The organism is Novosphingobium sp. ST904, from assembly GCF_001298105.1.
In the GTDB taxonomy this organism is placed as follows: domain Bacteria; phylum Pseudomonadota; class Alphaproteobacteria; order Sphingomonadales; family Sphingomonadaceae; genus Novosphingobium.
The window spans coordinates 1-17,231 of the sequence record NZ_LGJH01000155.1 but is presented as its reverse complement, the minus strand read 5'-3'; the positions used below and the strand labels follow the sequence as shown (position 1 = coordinate 17,231).

Below are 17,231 nucleotides of genomic sequence, written 5' to 3'. Positions count from 1 at the left end.
ATTCAGCCGGATCTTCAGATGCCCGCCCACTGCCGCAGGGCCTGCTTCACCGCCAGATTCTCGTCGTAGCTCCATCCCGGCGAGAACGAAGCGGCGGGAACTTCGCCCAGCACGCTCTGCAGAATCATCCAGCCGGACGCCCAGTCACCGCGTGTATCATCGCAGACCGGGAAGGAATCCCAGTCCTTGGCGAGGCGGATCATCGAGCGTTGCTGGGCCATGGACGCGTCGAGATCGCCGACCATGAAGGACGTGAACGGCAGCGGCTGGCGCGGACAGGCGCCGAAGCGGGACAAGCGGCGGTCGGCCCCGGGAAGGTCCATGTTCGGCGGATTGACGACGATCGCGCCGAGCACCGGGTTTTCCTTGCCCACACTTTCGAACTCCACCCACCAGGCGAGCGCCAGCGCTGCGATATCGTCGGTCACGATCACGACCGGGCGGTCGGCACGGCGGACGGCGAGGTTGAGCTTGTTGACCCAGGTATTGCGGTGCGGTTCGTCCCAGAGGCCAAGCTCCAGCACGCGGCAATGTTCGCTCCACCGGGCCCAGCGGTTCATCCAGTGCCCTTCGGCAAGGGGAGCGCCGGGCACGAGGAGAATGAGGGGCACATGGTCCTGCTCACTGGGATAGCGATAGTTTGTCATGGTGGTGCTCCAACGCTGTTGGGGATACCGCCGGTCGACTCTGTCTACGTCCCGACTGTCTGCGCACCATAACTCAACCGATTTGGTTGACAATAAGATTCCGACGAAACGATGCCCTTCCACGTCACTCCGAAACGGACCAAGTGACGCGGCGCGGGATGCCTGTTCGATCGGGCTTGTCTTACAGGAGGTTAGCCGGTCCGAAGGCGTGCGGCAGCAATTCCGACAGGCGCATTTCCAGCACGCCGTCCGGCCCGTCGCACCAGACCAGCGGATCGGTGCCGCCGATCTGCGCGATCTCGTTCAGGACCTGGCGGCAGCGGCCGCAGGGGGTGACGGTGTCACCCTGCCCTGCCGCGCCGGGCGCGCCGCCCGTCACCGCAACCGCTTCCAGCTTGCCCCCGTTGCGAAGGAACTCGCCCGAGGAGAGAATGGCGGAAACCGCCACCGTCTCGGCGCAGAGCGAGAGCCCGTAGCTGGCGTTCTCGACATTGGCGCCGGTGACGACCGAGCCATCCGCCATGAGCAGCGCGGCGCCGACGTGGAACTTCGAATAAGGCGCATAGCGCGGCCGGCGGCCTCGCGCGCGGCCACAAGCAGGGCGTCGCGCTGTTCGGCGGCGAAAGACGGGGAAGATGCGGTGGTCATGGCTGCACCACTACCCAGCGGAGCCCGCCTTGCGCAATATCGTTCGAAAGCGAGCGGTTCGCCGTCCACAGCGACCATGGACGGCCGCCGTAATCCGGCAGGAAGCGATCGCGCGACAGCCAGAGGTTGCGATCGAGCTTGGCCGCGATCCGGTAGCGCGATTCGAACTGCTTGCTGACCTTGAGGATCACCGGCTTTCCCGCATGGGTCTCGATCTGGTTGATGAAGGTCATCAGTTCGCTCTCGACCTTGGCGTCGGAAACGTTGGCAGGGCAACCGTCCGCCACGATATCGAGATCGATCACCGGCGGCAGCAACTGCGCATCGCGCGGAACCGTGGTCACGAAGTTGGCGGACTGCATTTCGGCAGGCTGGCACGGATCGTAGCGGTGGACCGCTCCCACCTGCAGGCCGGCCGCCTTGGCCGCCACGAAATTGGCGACGAAACGCGGGTCGCGGGCAAAGGCGCTGACACTGGCGCTCGCGTCGATATAGGCGAAGTTCACGCCGATCGCCTTGAGCGACTTCCAGTTCACCTCGCCGTCGGAGGCGCCGATCTCGACCCCCTGCATCGGATAGAGGCCGCGATCCGGTGTCCAGTGGCGAACGTGCCACCAGCCCCAGCCGCCCGCCAGCAGCGCCAGAAGCAGCAGAACCGCGGCGATTCGCCATACGATGCGCGCGCGCGCCTTTGCGGCCGAGCCTTTCCTTGCCATGCGAGCCCCCTCAGCCGCGAATATGCAGGACGCAGATCAGCGTGAAAAGCCTGCGTGCGGTGGGGTGGTCCGTCTCGACCTTGCCTTCGAGGCGTTCGAGCAGAAGTTCGGCGGCGGCATTGTGAATACCGCGCCGGGCCATGTCGATGGTCTCGATCTCCTGGGCCGAAGCCTTGCGAATCGCCTGGTAGTAGCTTTCGCAGACCGCGAAGTACTCCCGCACGGGGCGGCGGAAGCGGGCAAGGCCCAGCACCATGGTTTCCAGCGCGCCGCCGGCCTCGTCCGCGATGTCGAGCGAGAGGCGCCCGTCGCGCACCGAAAGCCGCAGGCGATAAGGCCCTACGTGACCGGCTTCATAGGCGCGCAGGGGCTTGAAGACGTTGTCTTCGATCAGATCGAAGATGGCGATGCGCCGTTCCTGTTCGATATCGGCGTTGCGCCACAGAATGGTCGCCTCGTCGAGTTCGATATGGGAGATGCACGGATCGGACATGATCCCTCGCCCTTTACGCGCTTGCAGCATGGGGTCGCAAGCCCAACGCTCACCATTCACACCCTGTGGAATAATATCGCTCACCTGTTCGCTTGCTGGCGGGGGGCGAGATGAGGCATTGTCGGCCCCCTCATGTCACAACCTGCCGCCATTGCGCTCGCCCCCGAGGCCGAAGCCCGTACCCTCCCCGCCAACGTCGAGGCCGAGGCCGCGTTCCTTGGCGCCGTCCTGATCGACAACCGGGTGATCGAGGAACTGCAGACGCAGCTCACCCCGATCCACTTCTTCGAGCCCGTGCACGCGCGAATCTACGAGCGTATCCTCCAGTTGCTCGATCGCAAGGCGGTGGTCACGCCGGTGACGCTGCGCCCCTATTTCGAATCGGATGAAGCGCTCAAGGCGCTGGGCGGCGTATCCTACCTTGCCCGCCTGACGGCCGACGGACAGGGCCTGCTCGCCCCGCGCGAACTGGCGGACCAGATCTACGATCTCGCCCTGCTGCGCGAACTGATCTCGGTGGGCCGCAACCTCGTCGCCGAGGCGATGGATACTTCCGAATCGGTGGAGCCGATGGAGCAGGTGGAGCGGGCCGAAGCCGCGCTCTACAAGGTGGCCGAAGGCGCCGCGACCGCGAACGAGGCGAAGAGCTTCGCCGCCGCCACCCGCACCGCGATCGGCGCGATCGAGAAGGCCTTCAATTCCGGCGGTCACATCTCCGGCAAGACCACGGGCCTCAATTCGGTCAACGGCAAGATCGGCGGCCTGCACGATTCCGACCTTATCATCCTTGCCGGCCGTCCCGGCATGGGCAAGACCTCGCTCGTCACCAACATCGCGTTCAATGCCTCCGACCGGCTCCAGCGCGACCTGGCGGACGGTATCCCGGTAGAAAAGTCGGTGGGCGCGGCAACGGCGTTCTTCAGCCTCGAAATGAGCGCGGATCAGCTGGCCACGCGTATCCTTGCCGAGCAGTCGGGCATCAGCTCCGAAGCGCTGCGCATGGGCAAGATCAGCCGCGAGGACTTCCAGCAGCTCTCCTTCGCCTCGCAGCGGCTGGCCGAACTGCCGCTCTATATCGACGATACGCCGGGCCTCACCATCGCCGGCCTGCGCACCCGTGCCCGCCGCCTGAAGCGCCGCCACAACATCGGCCTCGTCATCATCGACTATCTGCAGCTGCTGCAGGGCTCCGGCCGCGCCAACGACAACCGCGTGAACGAAATCTCGGAAATCTCGCGCGGCCTCAAGACGCTCGCCAAGGAACTGCACGTTCCGGTGATCGCGCTCTCGCAGCTTTCCCGTGCGGTGGAATCGCGCGAGGACAAGCGCCCGATGCTTTCCGACCTTCGCGAATCGGGCTCGATCGAGCAGGACGCGGACATGGTCTGGTTCGTGTTCCGCGAGGATTACTACGCCAAGGGCGTCGAGCCGCGCGAGCCCGGCGACAACGATCCGCCGGACGTTCACGCCAAGTGGAACGAATGGCGCGAGCATATGGAACGGATCACCGGCCTTTCCGAATTGATCATCGCCAAGCAGCGTCACGGCGCCACCGGCAAGGTGCGCCTGCGCTTCGAGGCACGGATCACGAAGTTCTCCGACCTTGCCGACGACGACATGCGCGCGGCCTTCGAAAGCGACTGATCTTCCCGAGAGGAATGCCGAAAAGGACAAAATGAGCGACCGGAAAGTCCTGCTTCTCGCCGGGGGCAGCGGATCGATCGGCAGCGCCATCGCCCGCCAGGCGCTGGCTCATGGCTGGAAGGTCGCTCTCCACGGCCGCACACCCGAAAAGGTCGAAGCGCTCGTGACCGGGCTGTCCTACCTCGGTTCCATCGATGGCTTCATAGCCGACGTATGGGAAGAGGATGCGGCCGAAACCCTGATCGCCGAAGTGGGTGAGCAATACGGCCGGATCGACGCGGTGATCGACTGCGTTTCGACCGGCCCGCTCGGCATCACCGGGCTCCTGCCGGAAACCACCCCCGAAACCTTCGGGGATTTCCTCAATGTCTCGGTCGGCTGGGTGGAGCGGCTCGCGCTGGCCAGCTATGGATTTCTTGCCACGCAGGGCGGCACTTTCCTAGCCCTCGTCTCCGACGCCGGGATCTACGCCGCCGCGCGCCAGAGCCTGATCGGCGCAGCGCGGGCCGGCACCATCGGATTCATCCGCAATTTCGCAATGGAAGCCGCGCGCGACGGCATCCGCGCCCATGCGCTCTCCACCAGCTTCGTGGAGGGCAGCGAAAGCGCGATCCGGATGGGTTCGGAACGCATGGCCCGCGCGGCGCGCAAGGCCGGTCTGGGCCTGCCGACAGCGGATGACGTCGCCCCGCTCGCCCTGTTCCTCTGTTCGGACGGTGCAGCGAAGATCACCGGACAGGTCATCAGCGTGAACGGCGGGCTGAACGCCTGAAACACCGCCCGCGCGCGTTCACCCGCGCGCTTCAGGCCGCCACCTGCCCGGCTTCCACACCGGCCTCGACCCCGTCCACGACCTCGCCCCCGGCGGCCCTGCCCCGCATCATCAGTGCGTAGCTCGCCAGCGCCACCGCCACGCCGACGAACCAGGCGTAAGTGTAGATTCCCGACCAGAACGCCCCCACACCGCCGAAGGTCTCCGGCGCGGCAACCTTGAGGAAGCCCGGCACATTCGGCGCGATACCCAGCACAAGGGCGATGAGCGCGCGCGGATTCCACCCGTTCCCATAGGAATAGACGCCGTTTTCGTCATAGAGCGCCGCGACGTCCAATCGCGTGTCGCGCACCAGCCAGTAGTCGGCGATGAGGATGCCGGTGATCGGACCAAGCAGCGCACCGTAACCGGTGAGCCAGGTGAAGATGTAGCCCTCAGTGCTGGCCATCAGCTTCCAGGGCATCATGAACAGCCCGATGCACGCCGTGATGAGCGCGCCTGTCCGGTAGCTGATCCTTGACGGCTTGAGCGATGCGAAGTCGAACGCCGCACATACGAGGTTGGCGGCAATGTTGCAGGAAACCGTGTCCACCGCGATCACCACCAGGCCCAGCAGCACGAACGGGCCGGACAGGGTTCCCGCCAGCACCACCGGGTCCCAGATCGCATGGCCGTAGATCACCACGGTTGCCGAAGTGGTGATGACGCTGATGAGCGCGACCAGGCCCATGGTCGGCGGCAGGCCCAGTGTCTGGCCGATCATCTGGTCCCGCTGGCTATGGGCGAAACGCGTGAAGTCCGGGATGTTGAGCGCCAGGGTTCCCCAGAAACCGACCATGGCGGTGAAGGCAGGAAGCCAGACTGCCCAGAACTGGCCCTCCTTCGCACCGCCCGGCCCGAAGGCGGAAGGCGCCGAGAAGATCGGCCCGATGCCGCCCGCAGCGTCCACCGCCCACCAGACAAGGCCGATGCAGGCCAGCAGCTTTAGCGGCGCGGTCCAGGTTTCCAGCCGCCGGATCGTCAGCAGGCCCTTGCGCACGAAGAGCAGCTGCACGCCCCAGAACACCAGGAATGCAAGCAACTGGCCGATCCCGATCCCGAAGAACGGCAGCGGTGCGCCGCGCAAGTCCAGACCGAGGAAGATGCCGAGCAGCGTCAGCAGCGCCTCGCCGCCGATCCAGGTCTGGATGCCGTACCAGCCGCAGGCCACCAGCGCGCGGGCCAGCGCGGGAAGCCGCGCGCCGACCGTACCGAAGGAAGCGCGCACGAGCACCGCGAAAGGTACGCCGTAGCGGGTGCCGGAATGGCCGATCAGCAGCATCGGCACAAGGATCACGATATTGCCCAGGATAACGGTAACAGTCGCCTGAAGCGCCGACATGCCCTGTTCGATCAGGCCGGAGGCCAGCATCCAGGTCGGCACGGCAACGACCATGCCCACCCACAGCGCCGCGAAGTGCCACCAGCGCCAGTTGCGCTGCGCCTCGTCCGTGGGCGCGAGGTCCGCGTTCCAGAGCGTGTCGCCATTACCGTGACTCATCCGCGCGATCCCCCGATGCCTGAGGGGGACTACGATGCCGCAGTGTAGCAAAGTGTCAAGCGCGCGAATTCCGGCTCACCGACTGGCGATCAGCCCAGCAGGCGCTCCCTGAACCGCGCGAGGCGGAACACGGCTTCGTCCAGCACTTCGGCGGGCTTGGTGAAGCAGAAACGGACCAGGTGGCGGGGTGCCGCTTCGCCCTGGTAGAGCGCCGAGACCGGCACCGTGGCCACCCCGGCCTCGGCCACGGCACGTTCGCTGAATTCGCTGTCGCACAACGAAATGCCGGAAGCGCCGAGATCGACGTTGAGGAACCACGTCGCCGCGTTGGGCAGCACCACGAAGCCCGCCGCCGCAAGGCCGTTCCTCAGCCGTTCGCGCGCGGCATTCCATTCGGCGCGCTGGTCCGCCAGCACGGCATCCGGCAATGCCAGCCCTTCGGCCACGGCCCATTGCAGCGGGACCGCGGTGGCATAAGTCAGGAACTGGTGCGCGCGCTGAAGCGCCGTAGCCAGTTCGCCCTGCGCGATCATCCAGCCGATCTTCCACCCGGTGAGACCGAAGATCTTGCCCGCCGATCCGATCTTCACCGTGCGCTCCGCCATGCCGGGAACCGCCGCGAGCGAGCGATGGGCCACGCCGTCGAAGCGGACATCCTCCCAGACTTCGTCGCACACGGCGACAAGATCGTGCTCCACGCAGGCGCGGGCGATCGTCTCCAGTTCGGCGTGGCTGGCGACCGTTCCTGCCGGATTGAGCGGATCGTTGAACATCAGCAGGCGCGTCGCAGGCGTGATCGCGGCGGCCAGCGCTTCGGCGGTGTAGCGGAAGTGCGGCGGGGAAAGCGGGATAGACACCGGCACGCCCCCTGCCCGGCGCACCGTGGGCGCATAGGCATCGTAGGCGGGCTGGAACAGGATCACCTCGTCGCCCGGCTGCACCAGCGCGGAAACGGCAGCGGCCAGAGCCTCGGTGGCGCCGGAAGTCACCGTCACCTGTTCGGGCGCGAGCGCCAGCCCCTGCCGCCGGGCATAGTAGGCGCAGATCGCCTCACGCAGTTCGGCAAGCCCCGCGCCCGGCGGATACTGGCTCGATTTCTCCTGCAGCGCGCGCGCGCCGCCTCTATCAGCGCGGGCGGCGGCGGCCCGTCGGGAAAGCCCTGCCCCAGATTGATCGCGCCATGCTCACGCGCCAGCGCAGACATGCGGTCAAACACCGTGCGTTCCATTTCGGCATAGACCGGGTGGATGCGGGACTTCATCTCGGGGCTGCTCCGATAGCGCGTCTGGGCATGGTGAGAGCGCCGGATAACGCGCGTTTTCGCAAATTGCACGGCGATACGCACACGCTGTCGAGAAGCGCCGCCCCCGCGCTTCTACCCCGGATCGGCCACAAGGGAGAGCAAGAGACGTGTCCTACGAGCTGAACCGCAAGCTCGCCGCGCGGCGCGAACCGCTGCCGACGGCGGCCCGGATCGACCCGGTAACGGCCGACATCGTTCGCGGCGCCTTCGAAACGGTCTGCTTCGAGGCTGCGACCTATCTTGGCCGCGCCGCTTCCAGCCCGATCATCAACCAGTCGAACGAGCGCAATGCCGCCATCGTCGATGCCCACGGCCGCCTTGCCATGGGCGCGGTGGGCACCCCGCACCTGACGTTCGTCAACCAGATGGAAACGCGCTGGGGCCTGATGAACCAGGACCGTTACGACTGGGGGCCCGGCGACGTCTTCCTGGGCAACGATCCCGATCACGGCGGCGGCCACCTGCCGGATTACTGCATCTACGGCCCGGTCTATGACGACAAGGGCGAGCTGATCTGTATCCAGACCTTGCAGGCGCATCAGGGCGACACCGGCGGCAAGGACCCGGGCGGCTTCTCGCTCGATGCCACCGACGTCTTCACCGAGGGGGTGATCTACCCCTGCCTCAAGCTGGTCCACCGGGGCGAGCTGCGCCGCGACGTGTTCGACATGGTGGTGCGCAACAACCGCTTCGCCACGTTCGCGGGAGACATTGCGGCGATGATCGGCGGCGTGCAGCACGCGGTGCGGATGCTGGACGACCTGCTCGGCAAATGGGGCGGGGAGACGATCAAGGCGGCGATCAACCACTCGATCGAGCACACGACACGCCGCGTCCGCGAGGAAGTGGCGAAATGGCCCGATGGGTGCCACGAGGCGACCGTCTGGATCGACCACGACACCGCGGGAACCAAGGACATCAAGGTCCAGGTCGCCTGCACCATCGCCGGGGATCAGCTCTCCGTCGATCTGGCGGGGACGGACGACCGGCAGAACCTTGTCGGCGTGTGGAACACGTTCGCCAATTCGCGCAGCTACGTGATGTGTCAGGTGGTCGCGGCGATGGACCCGACGATCGTGAAGAACGAAGGCTTCTTCAACGCGGTCGATATCCTGATCCCCGAAGGCTGCATCGCCCAGCCGCCGCCGAACAGGCCCGCCGCGCTGGGATCGTTCCACCCGGCCTGCGAGATTACCGAGGCGGTCTGCATCGCACTGTCCAATGTGGCGCCCGAACGGTCACAGCCGCAGCTCTACAAGATCGGTATGCCCAACATGGTCGTCGGCTTCGACGAGAACGGCATGATGTGGATGGATCAGGGCGTCGATTGCCGATCGATGGACGTTTCGGCGGTGGAAGGGCTGGATGGCTGGGGCTCCTGCCCCTCCGCGCTGGGCAGCCTGATCCTGTCCGAGGCGGAAGATGCGGAAAGCCGCTTCCCGATCCTCAACATCAGCCGCGAGTTGACCACCGACGGCGGCGGCGCCGGACAGTGGCGCGGCTGTCCGGGCTCGCTCAACGTCAAGCAGGTGCTGCGGCCGACTTCGGCGATGGCGTGGATGGTCTCGGCCGACCACCCCTTGCGCGGGCTTCGCGGCGGGGACGATGCGATCCCCTATACCAACCGGTTCGAGGTCGGCTCCCCCAATGAGCGGGCCATTCTCCACACCGCGCAGGACCTGCTGCCGGAAGGCGCGGTGATCGCCTACCAGCACGGCGGCGGCGCGGGGTTCGGCAGGCCGCTCCAGCGCGATCCGGAGGCCGTGAAGGAGGATGTGCTCGACGAGTACGTCAGCCCGGAGGCGGCGCGGGCGAAGTACGGCGTGGTGCTGACCGGCAGCCTCGACGACTACTCGCTGGCAGTGGACCACGCCGCGACCGAGGCGCTCAGAGCCGAAATGGCGAGCATGGCCGAAGCAGCAGAATAACGAAAAAGCAGGCTCTCCCCCCTTCCCTGAAGGGGAGGGGATCGGAGAGGACGTTTCATGGATTACAGGGTCGGCATCGACATCGGCGGCACCTTCACCGACTTCGCGCTCCTGAAGGGCAGCGAGGTGGTGCTCCACAAGAACCTCTCCACCCCGGAGGACCGCTCGCTGGGCGTGATGGAAGGCCTCGGCAAGCTGGCCGAAAAGGAAGGGCTGCCGCTGGCCGAATTCCTCGGCTGCTGCGAGGCGATCGTCCACGGCACCACCGTGGCCGACAACACCCTGATCGAGATGAACGGCGCCCTCACCGGCCTCATCACCACCGAGGGTTTCCGCGACGAGATCGAATATCGCCGCGGCTACAAGGAGGATATCTGGGACGTCCGCCTCGAAGCCCCGCAGCAGATCACCCCGCGCCGCCGCCGCCTGACGGTGCCCGAACGCGTGCTGCACGACGGATCGGTCCACAAGGAACTGGACGAAGCGGCGCTGCGCGAAGCCTGCCGCAAGCTGCGGCTGCAGAACGTGGAAGCGGTGGCGATCTCGTTCCTGTTCTCCTTCGTCAACCCGGAGCATGAGCGCCGCGCCAAGGAGATCGTGCGGCAGGAAATCCAGAACGCCTACGTTTCCGCCAGCCACGAAGTGCTGCCCCGCGCGCCCGAGTACGACCGCACATCGACCACGGTGGTCAACGCCTATGTCGGCCCCCGCGTTACCGGCTATCTCGAGAAACTGGTGCAGCGGCTTGGCGAGGGTGGATACCGGAACCAGCTGATGGTCATGCAGGCTTCCGGCGGAGTGATGACCAAGGACTATATCGACGGCGCGCCGATCCGGGTGCTCGCTTCCGGCCCGGCCGGCGGCGTGGTGGGTTCCGCCCATGCGGGCCGGGCCAAGGGCTGCCCGGACCTGCTCTGCGTAGACATGGGCGCACCAGCTACGACATGGCGCTGGTGCTGAACGGCGAAGCCCCGGCCGAGGCCGGCTGGAACATGCATCACCGCTATCTCGTCGGCGTGCCGATGGTGAAAGTGGAAACGCTGGGCGCAGGGGGCGGCTCGATCTGCCACGTCAACAAGGGCGCGCTGGAAGTCGGCCCACGCTCGGCGGGGTCGCAGCCCGGCCCGATCTGCTACGGACGCGGCGGAACCGAACCGACCGTGACCGATGCCCTCGTCATGCTGGGCATTCTCTCCACCGAGGAAGGCTTCGCTGGCGGCAGCTTCCGCCTCACCCGCGACGGCGTGGAGGAAGCCTTCCGCCGGATCGCCCACGAACTCGGCCATGATGACCCGGCACGCGCCGCTTTCGACTGCTGGCGCGTGGTCAATGCCCATATGAGCCAGGGCGTGCGCCGCACCACGGCGGGCAAGGGTATCGATCCCAAGGATCTCGTCATGCTGGCCTATGGCGGCAACGGCCCCGCCTTCGCGGCGATCCAGGCCGAGGACCTCGGCATCACCCGCGTGCTGGTGCCCAAGGCCTCGCCCACGTTCTCGGCGCTGGGCACTCTGGTCGCCAACCCGACCATCGACGAGGAACGCTCCTACATCGCTTCCGCCTCGGCACTGGATGTGGCGCGCATCCGCACGCTCTGGACCGAACTGTCGGACCGCGCCGCCCGCTTCTTCACCGCCGCGCAGTTCCGCGCCGAGGATATCCGCGCCGACTACCGGCTCAACATGCGTTATCCCGGCCAGAACTTCTCGCTCTCGTTCGACTTTGCCGCCGAGACCGCACTCGGCGATCTCGGCTTCATCGACGAGACCTTCGCCGCCCGTGCCACCGAACTGTTCAATGCCCGCCACATGGCAGAATACGGCCATATCCGCGAGCACGAGGTGCCCGAAATCTCGGGCGTGCGCCTCGCGGCTCATGTCGAGACCCCTTCTCCAACAGCGGGCGGCGGCTTCACGCCCAGCGGCGCGGTTCCGCAGCCGCATCGCCGCCGCCGCGCCAATCTCGGGCAGGGTTTTGCCGAAGTCCCGGTCTATCGCGGCCCGGACCTCGCACCCGGCATGGAAGTGCCCGCCCCCGCGATCGTGGAGGAGACCTTCACCACGATCGTCATCTACCCGGGATGGACGGCCCGGGTGGACGCGGCGGGGGACTATCAGCTCATAAAGGAGGCCTGAGGCGGGGGCGGCGCCACCGGCCGGGGAACTTGCGCGCGGATCAGGCGTCTCTTTCTCGACACTTCCGCTTGCGACAGGAAGGTCTTGCCGCCAGACCCTGACCCTGCAGCCCGGACGGATCTTCGCCGCTCCTGGCGCAGCGAGAGACTTGCCCGACGTGAACCGCCTATCCCGCTTCCAGACCGACTTCATCGAAAGGTTGCCGCTGATCCCCGAACGCCCCGGAATGCGTTACGGCGTCACTGTCGCGCTGTGCCTGCTGGCCGCATGGATACGCTGGGAACTCGATGGCGCTTTCCCACCGGGCTATCCCTACCTGACCTTCTTCCCGGCCGTTATCCTCTCCTCGTTCCTGTTCGGGCCTCGCCCCGGCGTGGTGGCTGCCGTGATTTGCGGGTTCTTCGCGTGGTACCTGTTCATACCGCCGCGTTTCGGGTTCGCGTTCGACAGCAAGACGCTGGTGTCCCTGGCGTTCTACCTGGGCGTGGTCACTGTCGACATTGCCCTCGTCCACCTCATGCAAAGCGCCAACTCCCGCCTCCATGTCGCACGCGAGAACGTCCGCCTGCTCGCCGAGGAACGCGGTGTCCTGGCGGAGCGCACCGAGCTGCTATTTCAGGAGCTCCAGCACCGCGTCGGCAACAATCTCCAGATGATCGGCGCCGTTTTGTCGCTGCAGATGCGCGGCCTCGCCGAACCGACCGCCCGCCGCGCCATCGCCAATGCCGCCGGGCGGTTGCAGGTGATCGGCCGCATCCAGCGCCAGCTCTACAAGTCGGACGGAGAACTGGTGCCGCTGGACCGCTTCGTCCACGAACTGTCGGGGCAGGTCATGGATTCGAGCGGGCGGGACGACATCGCCTGCAAGGTCGTGGTGGAGCCCGGCATCGTCCTTCGGCCCGACGCCGCCGTCCCCGTGGCGCTGATCCTGTCCGAGGCCATGGCCAATGCCCTGGAACATGGATTGGCCGCGCGGGACACCGGCACGATCCACGTCCAGGTCATCCGCCGGGACGAGGGAATCGCGCTGGTCGTCGAGGACGACGGCGCCGGCCTTGCCGACGGCTTCGAGCCCGACCTTGCAGAATCGATAGGACTGCGCATCTCCCGCGTCCTCTCGCGCCAGCTCGATGCCCGCATGACACTGGAAAATGTGCCCCCTGAAACGGGACGGCGCGGCGCCCGCATGACCCTTCACCTGCCGCCTTGCCGCATCGTTCGGCAGGACTGATCCCGGCGTCAGCCGTCGCTGTCCGCGCCTCGCACATACCCCCAGCGCGTTTTCGAACGACACCGCAGGGCGAAACGATTACACTGACTGGCTCTGCTAACTTGCGATTCAGGCGCCCCACCCTACATTGGCGGGCGAAAGGACGGTTTCTCCCAAGATGAACGACGATCAGCCTAGCGGCAATCCCTGGGTCAAGAGCCTTCTCGTATGGGGCTGCATCTTCCTCGCGCTCCTCGTGGTGGTTTCCATGTTCAACACCCGCAGCGAAAGCGGGCCCGTGATCGCCTATTCCGATTTCCGCGCCAAAGTTGCCGAAGGCAGCGTTCAGAGCGTCGAAGTCGGCACGGACAGCATCGACGGGAAGATGAAGAACGGCGATGTCTTCCGCACCGTGCCCGTCCCCGGCGATACCACGCTGACCCCGCTGCTTCAGCAAAGCGGCGTGCAGTATGCCGGCAAGACGCCCGAGGAAGGCAGTCTGCTGGTCTACATCCTGGCGCAGACCCTCCCCTTCCTGCTGATCGTCGGCATCGCGTTCTTCGCGCTGCGGCAGGTCCAGAAGGGCGGCGGTTCGGGCGCGATGGGCTTCGGCAAATCGAAGGCCAAGATGCTGACCGAACGCTCGGGCCGCGTCACTTTCGACGATGTTGCGGGTATCGACGAAGCGCGTGAGGAACTGGAAGAGATCGTCGAATTCCTTCGCGATCCCACCCGCTTCTCCAAGCTCGGCGGCCAGATTCCGAAGGGCGCGCTGCTGGTCGGCTCGCCGGGTACCGGCAAGACCCTGCTCGCCCGCGCCATCGCCGGTGAGGCAGGCGTGCCTTTCTTCACGATCTCGGGCTCCGACTTTGTCGAAATGTTCGTGGGCGTCGGCGCAAGCCGCGTGCGTGACATGTTCGAGCAGGCGAAGAAGAACGCCCCCTGCATCGTCTTCATCGACGAAATCGACGCGGTCGGCCGCCATCGCGGCCACGGCCTCGGCAATTCGAACGACGAGCGCGAGCAGACGCTGAACCAGCTCCTCGTGGAGATGGACGGCTTCGAGGCGAACGAAGGCATCATCATCATCGCGGCCACCAACCGCCCCGATGTGCTCGACCCCGCGCTGCTGCGCCCGGGCCGCTTCGACCGTCAGGTCGTGGTGCCCGTGCCGGATATCGAAGGCCGCGAGAAGATCCTCGCCGTGCATATGAAGAAGGTGCCGTTGGCGCCTGACGTGAACCCCCGCGTGATCGCACGCGGCACGCCGGGCTTCTCGGGCGCCGACCTCGCCAACCTCGTGAACGAGGCCGCCCTGCTCGCCGCGCGCCGTAACAAGCGTCTCGTCGCCATGCAGGAGTTCGAGGACGCCAAGGACAAGGTCATGATGGGCGCGGAACGCCGCTCCATGGTCATGACCGACGACGAGAAGAAGATGACCGCCTACCACGAGGCCGGCCATGCCATCGTCTCGCTGCACGAAGCCGCCTCGGACCCGATCCACAAGGCCACCATCATCCCGCGCGGCCGTGCGCTGGGCATGGTGATGCGTCTGCCGGAACGGGACAGCTACTCGTATCACCGTGACAAGATGCTCGCGAACCTCTCGGTCGCGATGGGCGGCCGTGTCGCCGAGGAACTGATCTTCGGCTACGACAAGGTCTCCTCGGGCGCCTCGTCGGACATCCAGTACGCCACGAGCCTGGCCCGCAACATGGTCACTAAGTGGGGCATGTCCGACAAGCTGGGCCCGCTCCAATACGAGGAAAGCCAGGAAGGCTACCTCGGCATGGGCGGTTCGCACCGCACCATGGCCTCGGACGAGACCAACAAGGTGATCGACAGCGAGATTCGCGGCCTAGTCGACAATGCCCACGCCCGCGCCACGCAGCTCCTCAACGAGTACAGCGAACAGCTTGAAGCGCTGGCACAGGCCCTGCTGGAATACGAGACTCTCTCGGGCGAAGAGATCAACCAGCTCCTTGAAACCGGCAAGCTCGACCGCCCCAGCGAACCGCGAGGCCCCGGTGCTCCGCGCCCGCTGACCGGTTCCTCGATCCCCAAGGCCGGCCGCCGCCTCCCCGGCAGCGCCACGCCGCAAGGTGCCTGACGGCTTCGAAGGCTAGAAAGTTCTCCCGAGGGAGAATGCAGGAGGGGGCGCAGGACTCAAGGTCTTGCGCCCCTTTTGCGTTTCCGACCATCCGATGTGAGAGCGCCGACGCTCCACGAGGTTCAATCGGCGTACGAAGAACCACCTTCGCGAAAATCGACGGCGTCTCTGGACAAGCCGACAAGGATCGCAAGGTCGAGCCGCTGCACGCCCATCGCACGACATTTGCGGATTTCCGGCAGACCGATCCCTATTCCGGATTCGACCGCCTCTACCGCGAGTGACCGCAAGCCCGCGCCGATCAGGTCGGTTGCCTGGCTCGGCGAAAGCTCAACGATGTCTACAAGGCCGACGCGCACTCGGTGTCCGTCGTCGAAACATCTGGCACAGATCGGGGCGTGGATGAGCTGAGAGCGAGCCTCGTCAGGGGTTTGATGTTAGGCGGCAAGCCTGCGGTGAAGCAAGCGGCGATGTTCGATGGTCTTTCGCTTGATGGTTTCGCGGCGCTTGATGATGGCGGGAGCCCTGCCGAAGCAGGTGCCTGCAGGCGTCACGTTGTTCAGGCTCTCGTGGTAGCGCTGGTGATGTAGTGCTCCACGAAGGTCTCGATCTGGGCCTCGGGATCACCGAACAGGAAGTAGTTTTCCAGCAGGATGCGGTTCTTCAAGGTCTGGTGCCAGCGCTCGATCTTGCCTTGCGTCTGCGGATGCAACGGGGCTACGCGGACGTGGCTCATCTTCAGGGCCTGGATGTACCCGGCGAGTTCGCCGGCCATGTAGCTGGGGCCGTTGTCCGATAGCAGCCGGGGCTTGTGCAGGACCGTGGCCCTGTCACAACCCGATGCCTTGAGGGCCAGGTCCAGCGTGTCGGTAACGTCCTCGGCGCGCTTGTTGGTGCACAGCTTCCAGGCGATGATGTAGCGCGAGTATCCGACGCAACGCTCGGAAGCTCTCAAAGCTCAAGGCGCTGGATTTCTTCGCCTGGACGAACCATGTGCTGTCCAGAGCCTCGGCTCGATCACGCTGGCGGAAATCCTGCGCTATGTTGTGAAGCTCAAGCTGCAACTGCTCGCCGACACCGACGACGGCAACAACAATCCGGCGGAGAATGCCCTGCGCGGCATAGCCGTGGGGCGCAACAACTGGATTTTTGCTAGTGCCGACTGGGGAGGTAGGCGCGCCGGTGCCATGTATTCACTGCTGGAAACAGCTAAGCTTAGCGGAATCAACCCGCGGGAGTGGCTGGCCGATGTGCTCGATCGCATTGGCAAGGGGCATCCGATCAACCGAATCGATGAGTTGTTACCATGAAATTGGATAACGCCGAGCCTGAATGAACGCTTGTTCTGAGCAGCTGAATCGTCAGTCTAAAACGTCAACATCCTGCCCAACGGCCTTCAACTTCATATTTCCAAGATCTAGGTGGCAGTCGGTGCGAACGGCGTCTGAAGCATTTTGCATCGCGCTCAATGCAGGCGGGAAATAATCTTGAGGTAGCGCCGCCCCTATTCCAGTGAACGAATGCTCTACGCGCAGGTGCTTTTCTACTTCGCCGAGGTCCAGCCTTGCCCACCCAGCGCCATCGTTACTCTTATAATATGCGAACTGCGCGACCTCTGTTCCTTTCGGGAAGATGCCGCCGTCGGAAGTATAATCCCACCGTTCAATCACGCCAAAAGTATGGCGCAGGGATAAATCAACGCACCCAAGATCCACGCGTGAATTGACATCTTTTTCCGATACCACGCCACGTAGCGGCTCGCAGCCTCCGAGCGCGAGGATAGAGACGAAAAGGAGACTTCTGCGGCACTTCATGGCACCAAGATTGACCAACTTGTTTCGCGTTCGCAACGGGGAATGATGAGCGTAGAACGGGCACTGCCGGACGCTTGCGCTTAGGCCGATGCTGCAGAGGCGGGCCGCAACGGGGTCCAAAAACGGCAAAAGCCCCCGGCCATTGGGCTGGAGGCTTCAAGTCGTACATCATTGGTTGCGGGGGTAGGATTTGAACCTACGACCTTCAGGTTATGAGCCTGACGAGCTACCGGGCTGCTCCACCCCGCGTCACCGATGGTTTTGCGTTTTT

The 17,231-nt window shown here is 65.4% G+C and carries 13 protein-coding genes, 1 tRNA gene and 4 pseudogenes; 8 read left to right on the top strand and 10 right to left on the bottom strand.

Going from position 1 to position 17,231, the window contains the following annotated elements:
* Nucleotides 1–14: 14 nt before the first annotated feature.
* From ADT71_RS18525 to ADT71_RS18510, 4 genes and pseudogenes are all read right to left on the bottom strand, one after another.
* Nucleotides 15–647 (bottom strand): alpha/beta hydrolase, encoded by a 633-nt coding sequence (locus ADT71_RS18525; RefSeq protein ID WP_054439154.1) that lies wholly within the window; start codon nucleotides 645–647, stop codon nucleotides 15–17.
* 181 nt (nucleotides 648–828) lie between these two features.
* Nucleotides 829–1,295 (bottom strand): annotated as a pseudogene (locus ADT71_RS18520) (cytidine deaminase).
* Nucleotides 1,292–2,011 carry a glycoside hydrolase family 25 protein gene (locus ADT71_RS18515; protein WP_054439151.1) on the bottom strand — a complete coding sequence of 240 codons (720 nt, stop codon included), beginning with the start codon at nucleotides 2,009–2,011 and terminating at the stop codon, nucleotides 1,292–1,294. The pseudogene ADT71_RS18520 and the gene ADT71_RS18515 overlap by 4 nt, the downstream one beginning before the upstream one ends.
* A gap of 10 nt (nucleotides 2,012–2,021) precedes the next feature.
* Nucleotides 2,022–2,504 (bottom strand): UPF0262 family protein, encoded by a 483-nt coding sequence (locus tag ADT71_RS18510; protein ID WP_054439149.1) that lies wholly within the window; start codon nucleotides 2,502–2,504, stop codon nucleotides 2,022–2,024.
* A gap of 132 nt (nucleotides 2,505–2,636) precedes the next feature.
* Here ADT71_RS18510 and ADT71_RS18505 point away from each other — a divergent pair, with 132 nt between their 5' ends.
* Together ADT71_RS18505 and ADT71_RS18500 are read left to right on the top strand one after the other, a co-directional pair.
* Complete coding sequence (locus ADT71_RS18505) at nucleotides 2,637–4,148, top strand: replicative DNA helicase (protein ID WP_054439148.1); 1,512 nt, start codon at nucleotides 2,637–2,639, stop codon at nucleotides 4,146–4,148.
* A 31-nt stretch (nucleotides 4,149–4,179) separates the two neighbouring features.
* Nucleotides 4,180–4,920, top strand: a complete 741-nt coding sequence (locus tag ADT71_RS18500) for an SDR family NAD(P)-dependent oxidoreductase (RefSeq protein WP_054439145.1) — start codon at nucleotides 4,180–4,182, stop codon at nucleotides 4,918–4,920.
* 31 nt (nucleotides 4,921–4,951) lie between these two features.
* On the opposite strand, the gene ADT71_RS18495 is transcribed toward ADT71_RS18500, so the two are convergent.
* Nucleotides 4,952–6,460 (bottom strand): NCS1 family nucleobase:cation symporter-1, encoded by a 1,509-nt coding sequence (locus tag ADT71_RS18495; RefSeq protein ID WP_054439144.1) that lies wholly within the window; start codon nucleotides 6,458–6,460, stop codon nucleotides 4,952–4,954.
* 89 nt (nucleotides 6,461–6,549) lie between these two features.
* Nucleotides 6,550–7,721 (bottom strand): annotated as a pseudogene (locus tag ADT71_RS18490) (aminotransferase).
* A gap of 149 nt (nucleotides 7,722–7,870) precedes the next feature.
* Here ADT71_RS18490 and ADT71_RS18485 point away from each other — a divergent pair.
* From ADT71_RS18485 to ftsH, 5 genes and pseudogenes are all read left to right on the top strand, one after another.
* The gene (locus ADT71_RS18485; RefSeq protein WP_054439143.1) at nucleotides 7,871–9,691 is read left to right on the top strand and encodes a hydantoinase B/oxoprolinase family protein; all 1,821 of its coding nucleotides are present in this window, start codon (nucleotides 7,871–7,873) and stop codon (nucleotides 9,689–9,691) included.
* 57 nt (nucleotides 9,692–9,748) lie between these two features.
* Nucleotides 9,749–11,163 (top strand): annotated as a pseudogene (locus ADT71_RS35885) (hydantoinase/oxoprolinase family protein); the annotation flags it as partial.
* Nucleotides 11,158–11,826, top strand: a complete 669-nt coding sequence (locus ADT71_RS35880; protein ID WP_369818309.1) for a hypothetical protein — start codon at nucleotides 11,158–11,160, stop codon at nucleotides 11,824–11,826. The pseudogene ADT71_RS35885 and the gene ADT71_RS35880, both read left to right, overlap by 6 nt.
* A 157-nt stretch (nucleotides 11,827–11,983) precedes the next feature.
* Nucleotides 11,984–13,057 carry a sensor histidine kinase gene (locus ADT71_RS18475; RefSeq protein ID WP_054439142.1) on the top strand — a complete coding sequence of 358 codons (1,074 nt, stop codon included), beginning with the start codon at nucleotides 11,984–11,986 and terminating at the stop codon, nucleotides 13,055–13,057.
* 157 nt (nucleotides 13,058–13,214) lie between these two features.
* A complete protein-coding gene (gene ftsH, locus ADT71_RS18470) occupies nucleotides 13,215–15,146 on the top strand; it encodes an ATP-dependent zinc metalloprotease FtsH (RefSeq protein ID WP_054439141.1) in 1,932 nt (643 codons plus the stop codon).
* A gap of 122 nt (nucleotides 15,147–15,268) precedes the next feature.
* Here ftsH and ADT71_RS18465 read toward each other — a convergent pair whose 3' ends face one another.
* Nucleotides 15,269–15,505 carry a hypothetical protein gene (locus ADT71_RS18465; RefSeq protein ID WP_054439140.1) on the bottom strand — a complete coding sequence of 79 codons (237 nt, stop codon included), beginning with the start codon at nucleotides 15,503–15,505 and terminating at the stop codon, nucleotides 15,269–15,271.
* A 78-nt stretch (nucleotides 15,506–15,583) separates the two neighbouring features.
* A pseudogene (locus ADT71_RS18460) lies at nucleotides 15,584–16,074 on the bottom strand (integrase core domain-containing protein); the annotation flags it as partial.
* Nucleotides 16,075–16,192: 118 nt separating this feature from the next.
* Between ADT71_RS18460 and ADT71_RS18455 the strand changes: the two are divergent.
* Complete coding sequence (locus tag ADT71_RS18455) at nucleotides 16,193–16,456, top strand: transposase domain-containing protein (RefSeq protein ID WP_054439138.1); 264 nt, start codon at nucleotides 16,193–16,195, stop codon at nucleotides 16,454–16,456.
* A gap of 51 nt (nucleotides 16,457–16,507) precedes the next feature.
* Here the strand turns inward: ADT71_RS18455 and ADT71_RS18450 are convergent, their stop codons facing one another.
* Both ADT71_RS18450 and ADT71_RS18445 read right to left on the bottom strand, forming a co-directional pair.
* Nucleotides 16,508–16,978, bottom strand: a complete 471-nt coding sequence (locus ADT71_RS18450; RefSeq protein ID WP_132469250.1) for a hypothetical protein — start codon at nucleotides 16,976–16,978, stop codon at nucleotides 16,508–16,510.
* A gap of 154 nt (nucleotides 16,979–17,132) precedes the next feature.
* Nucleotides 17,133–17,209, bottom strand: a tRNA-Met gene (locus tag ADT71_RS18445).
* Nucleotides 17,210–17,231: the final 22 nt, after the last annotated feature.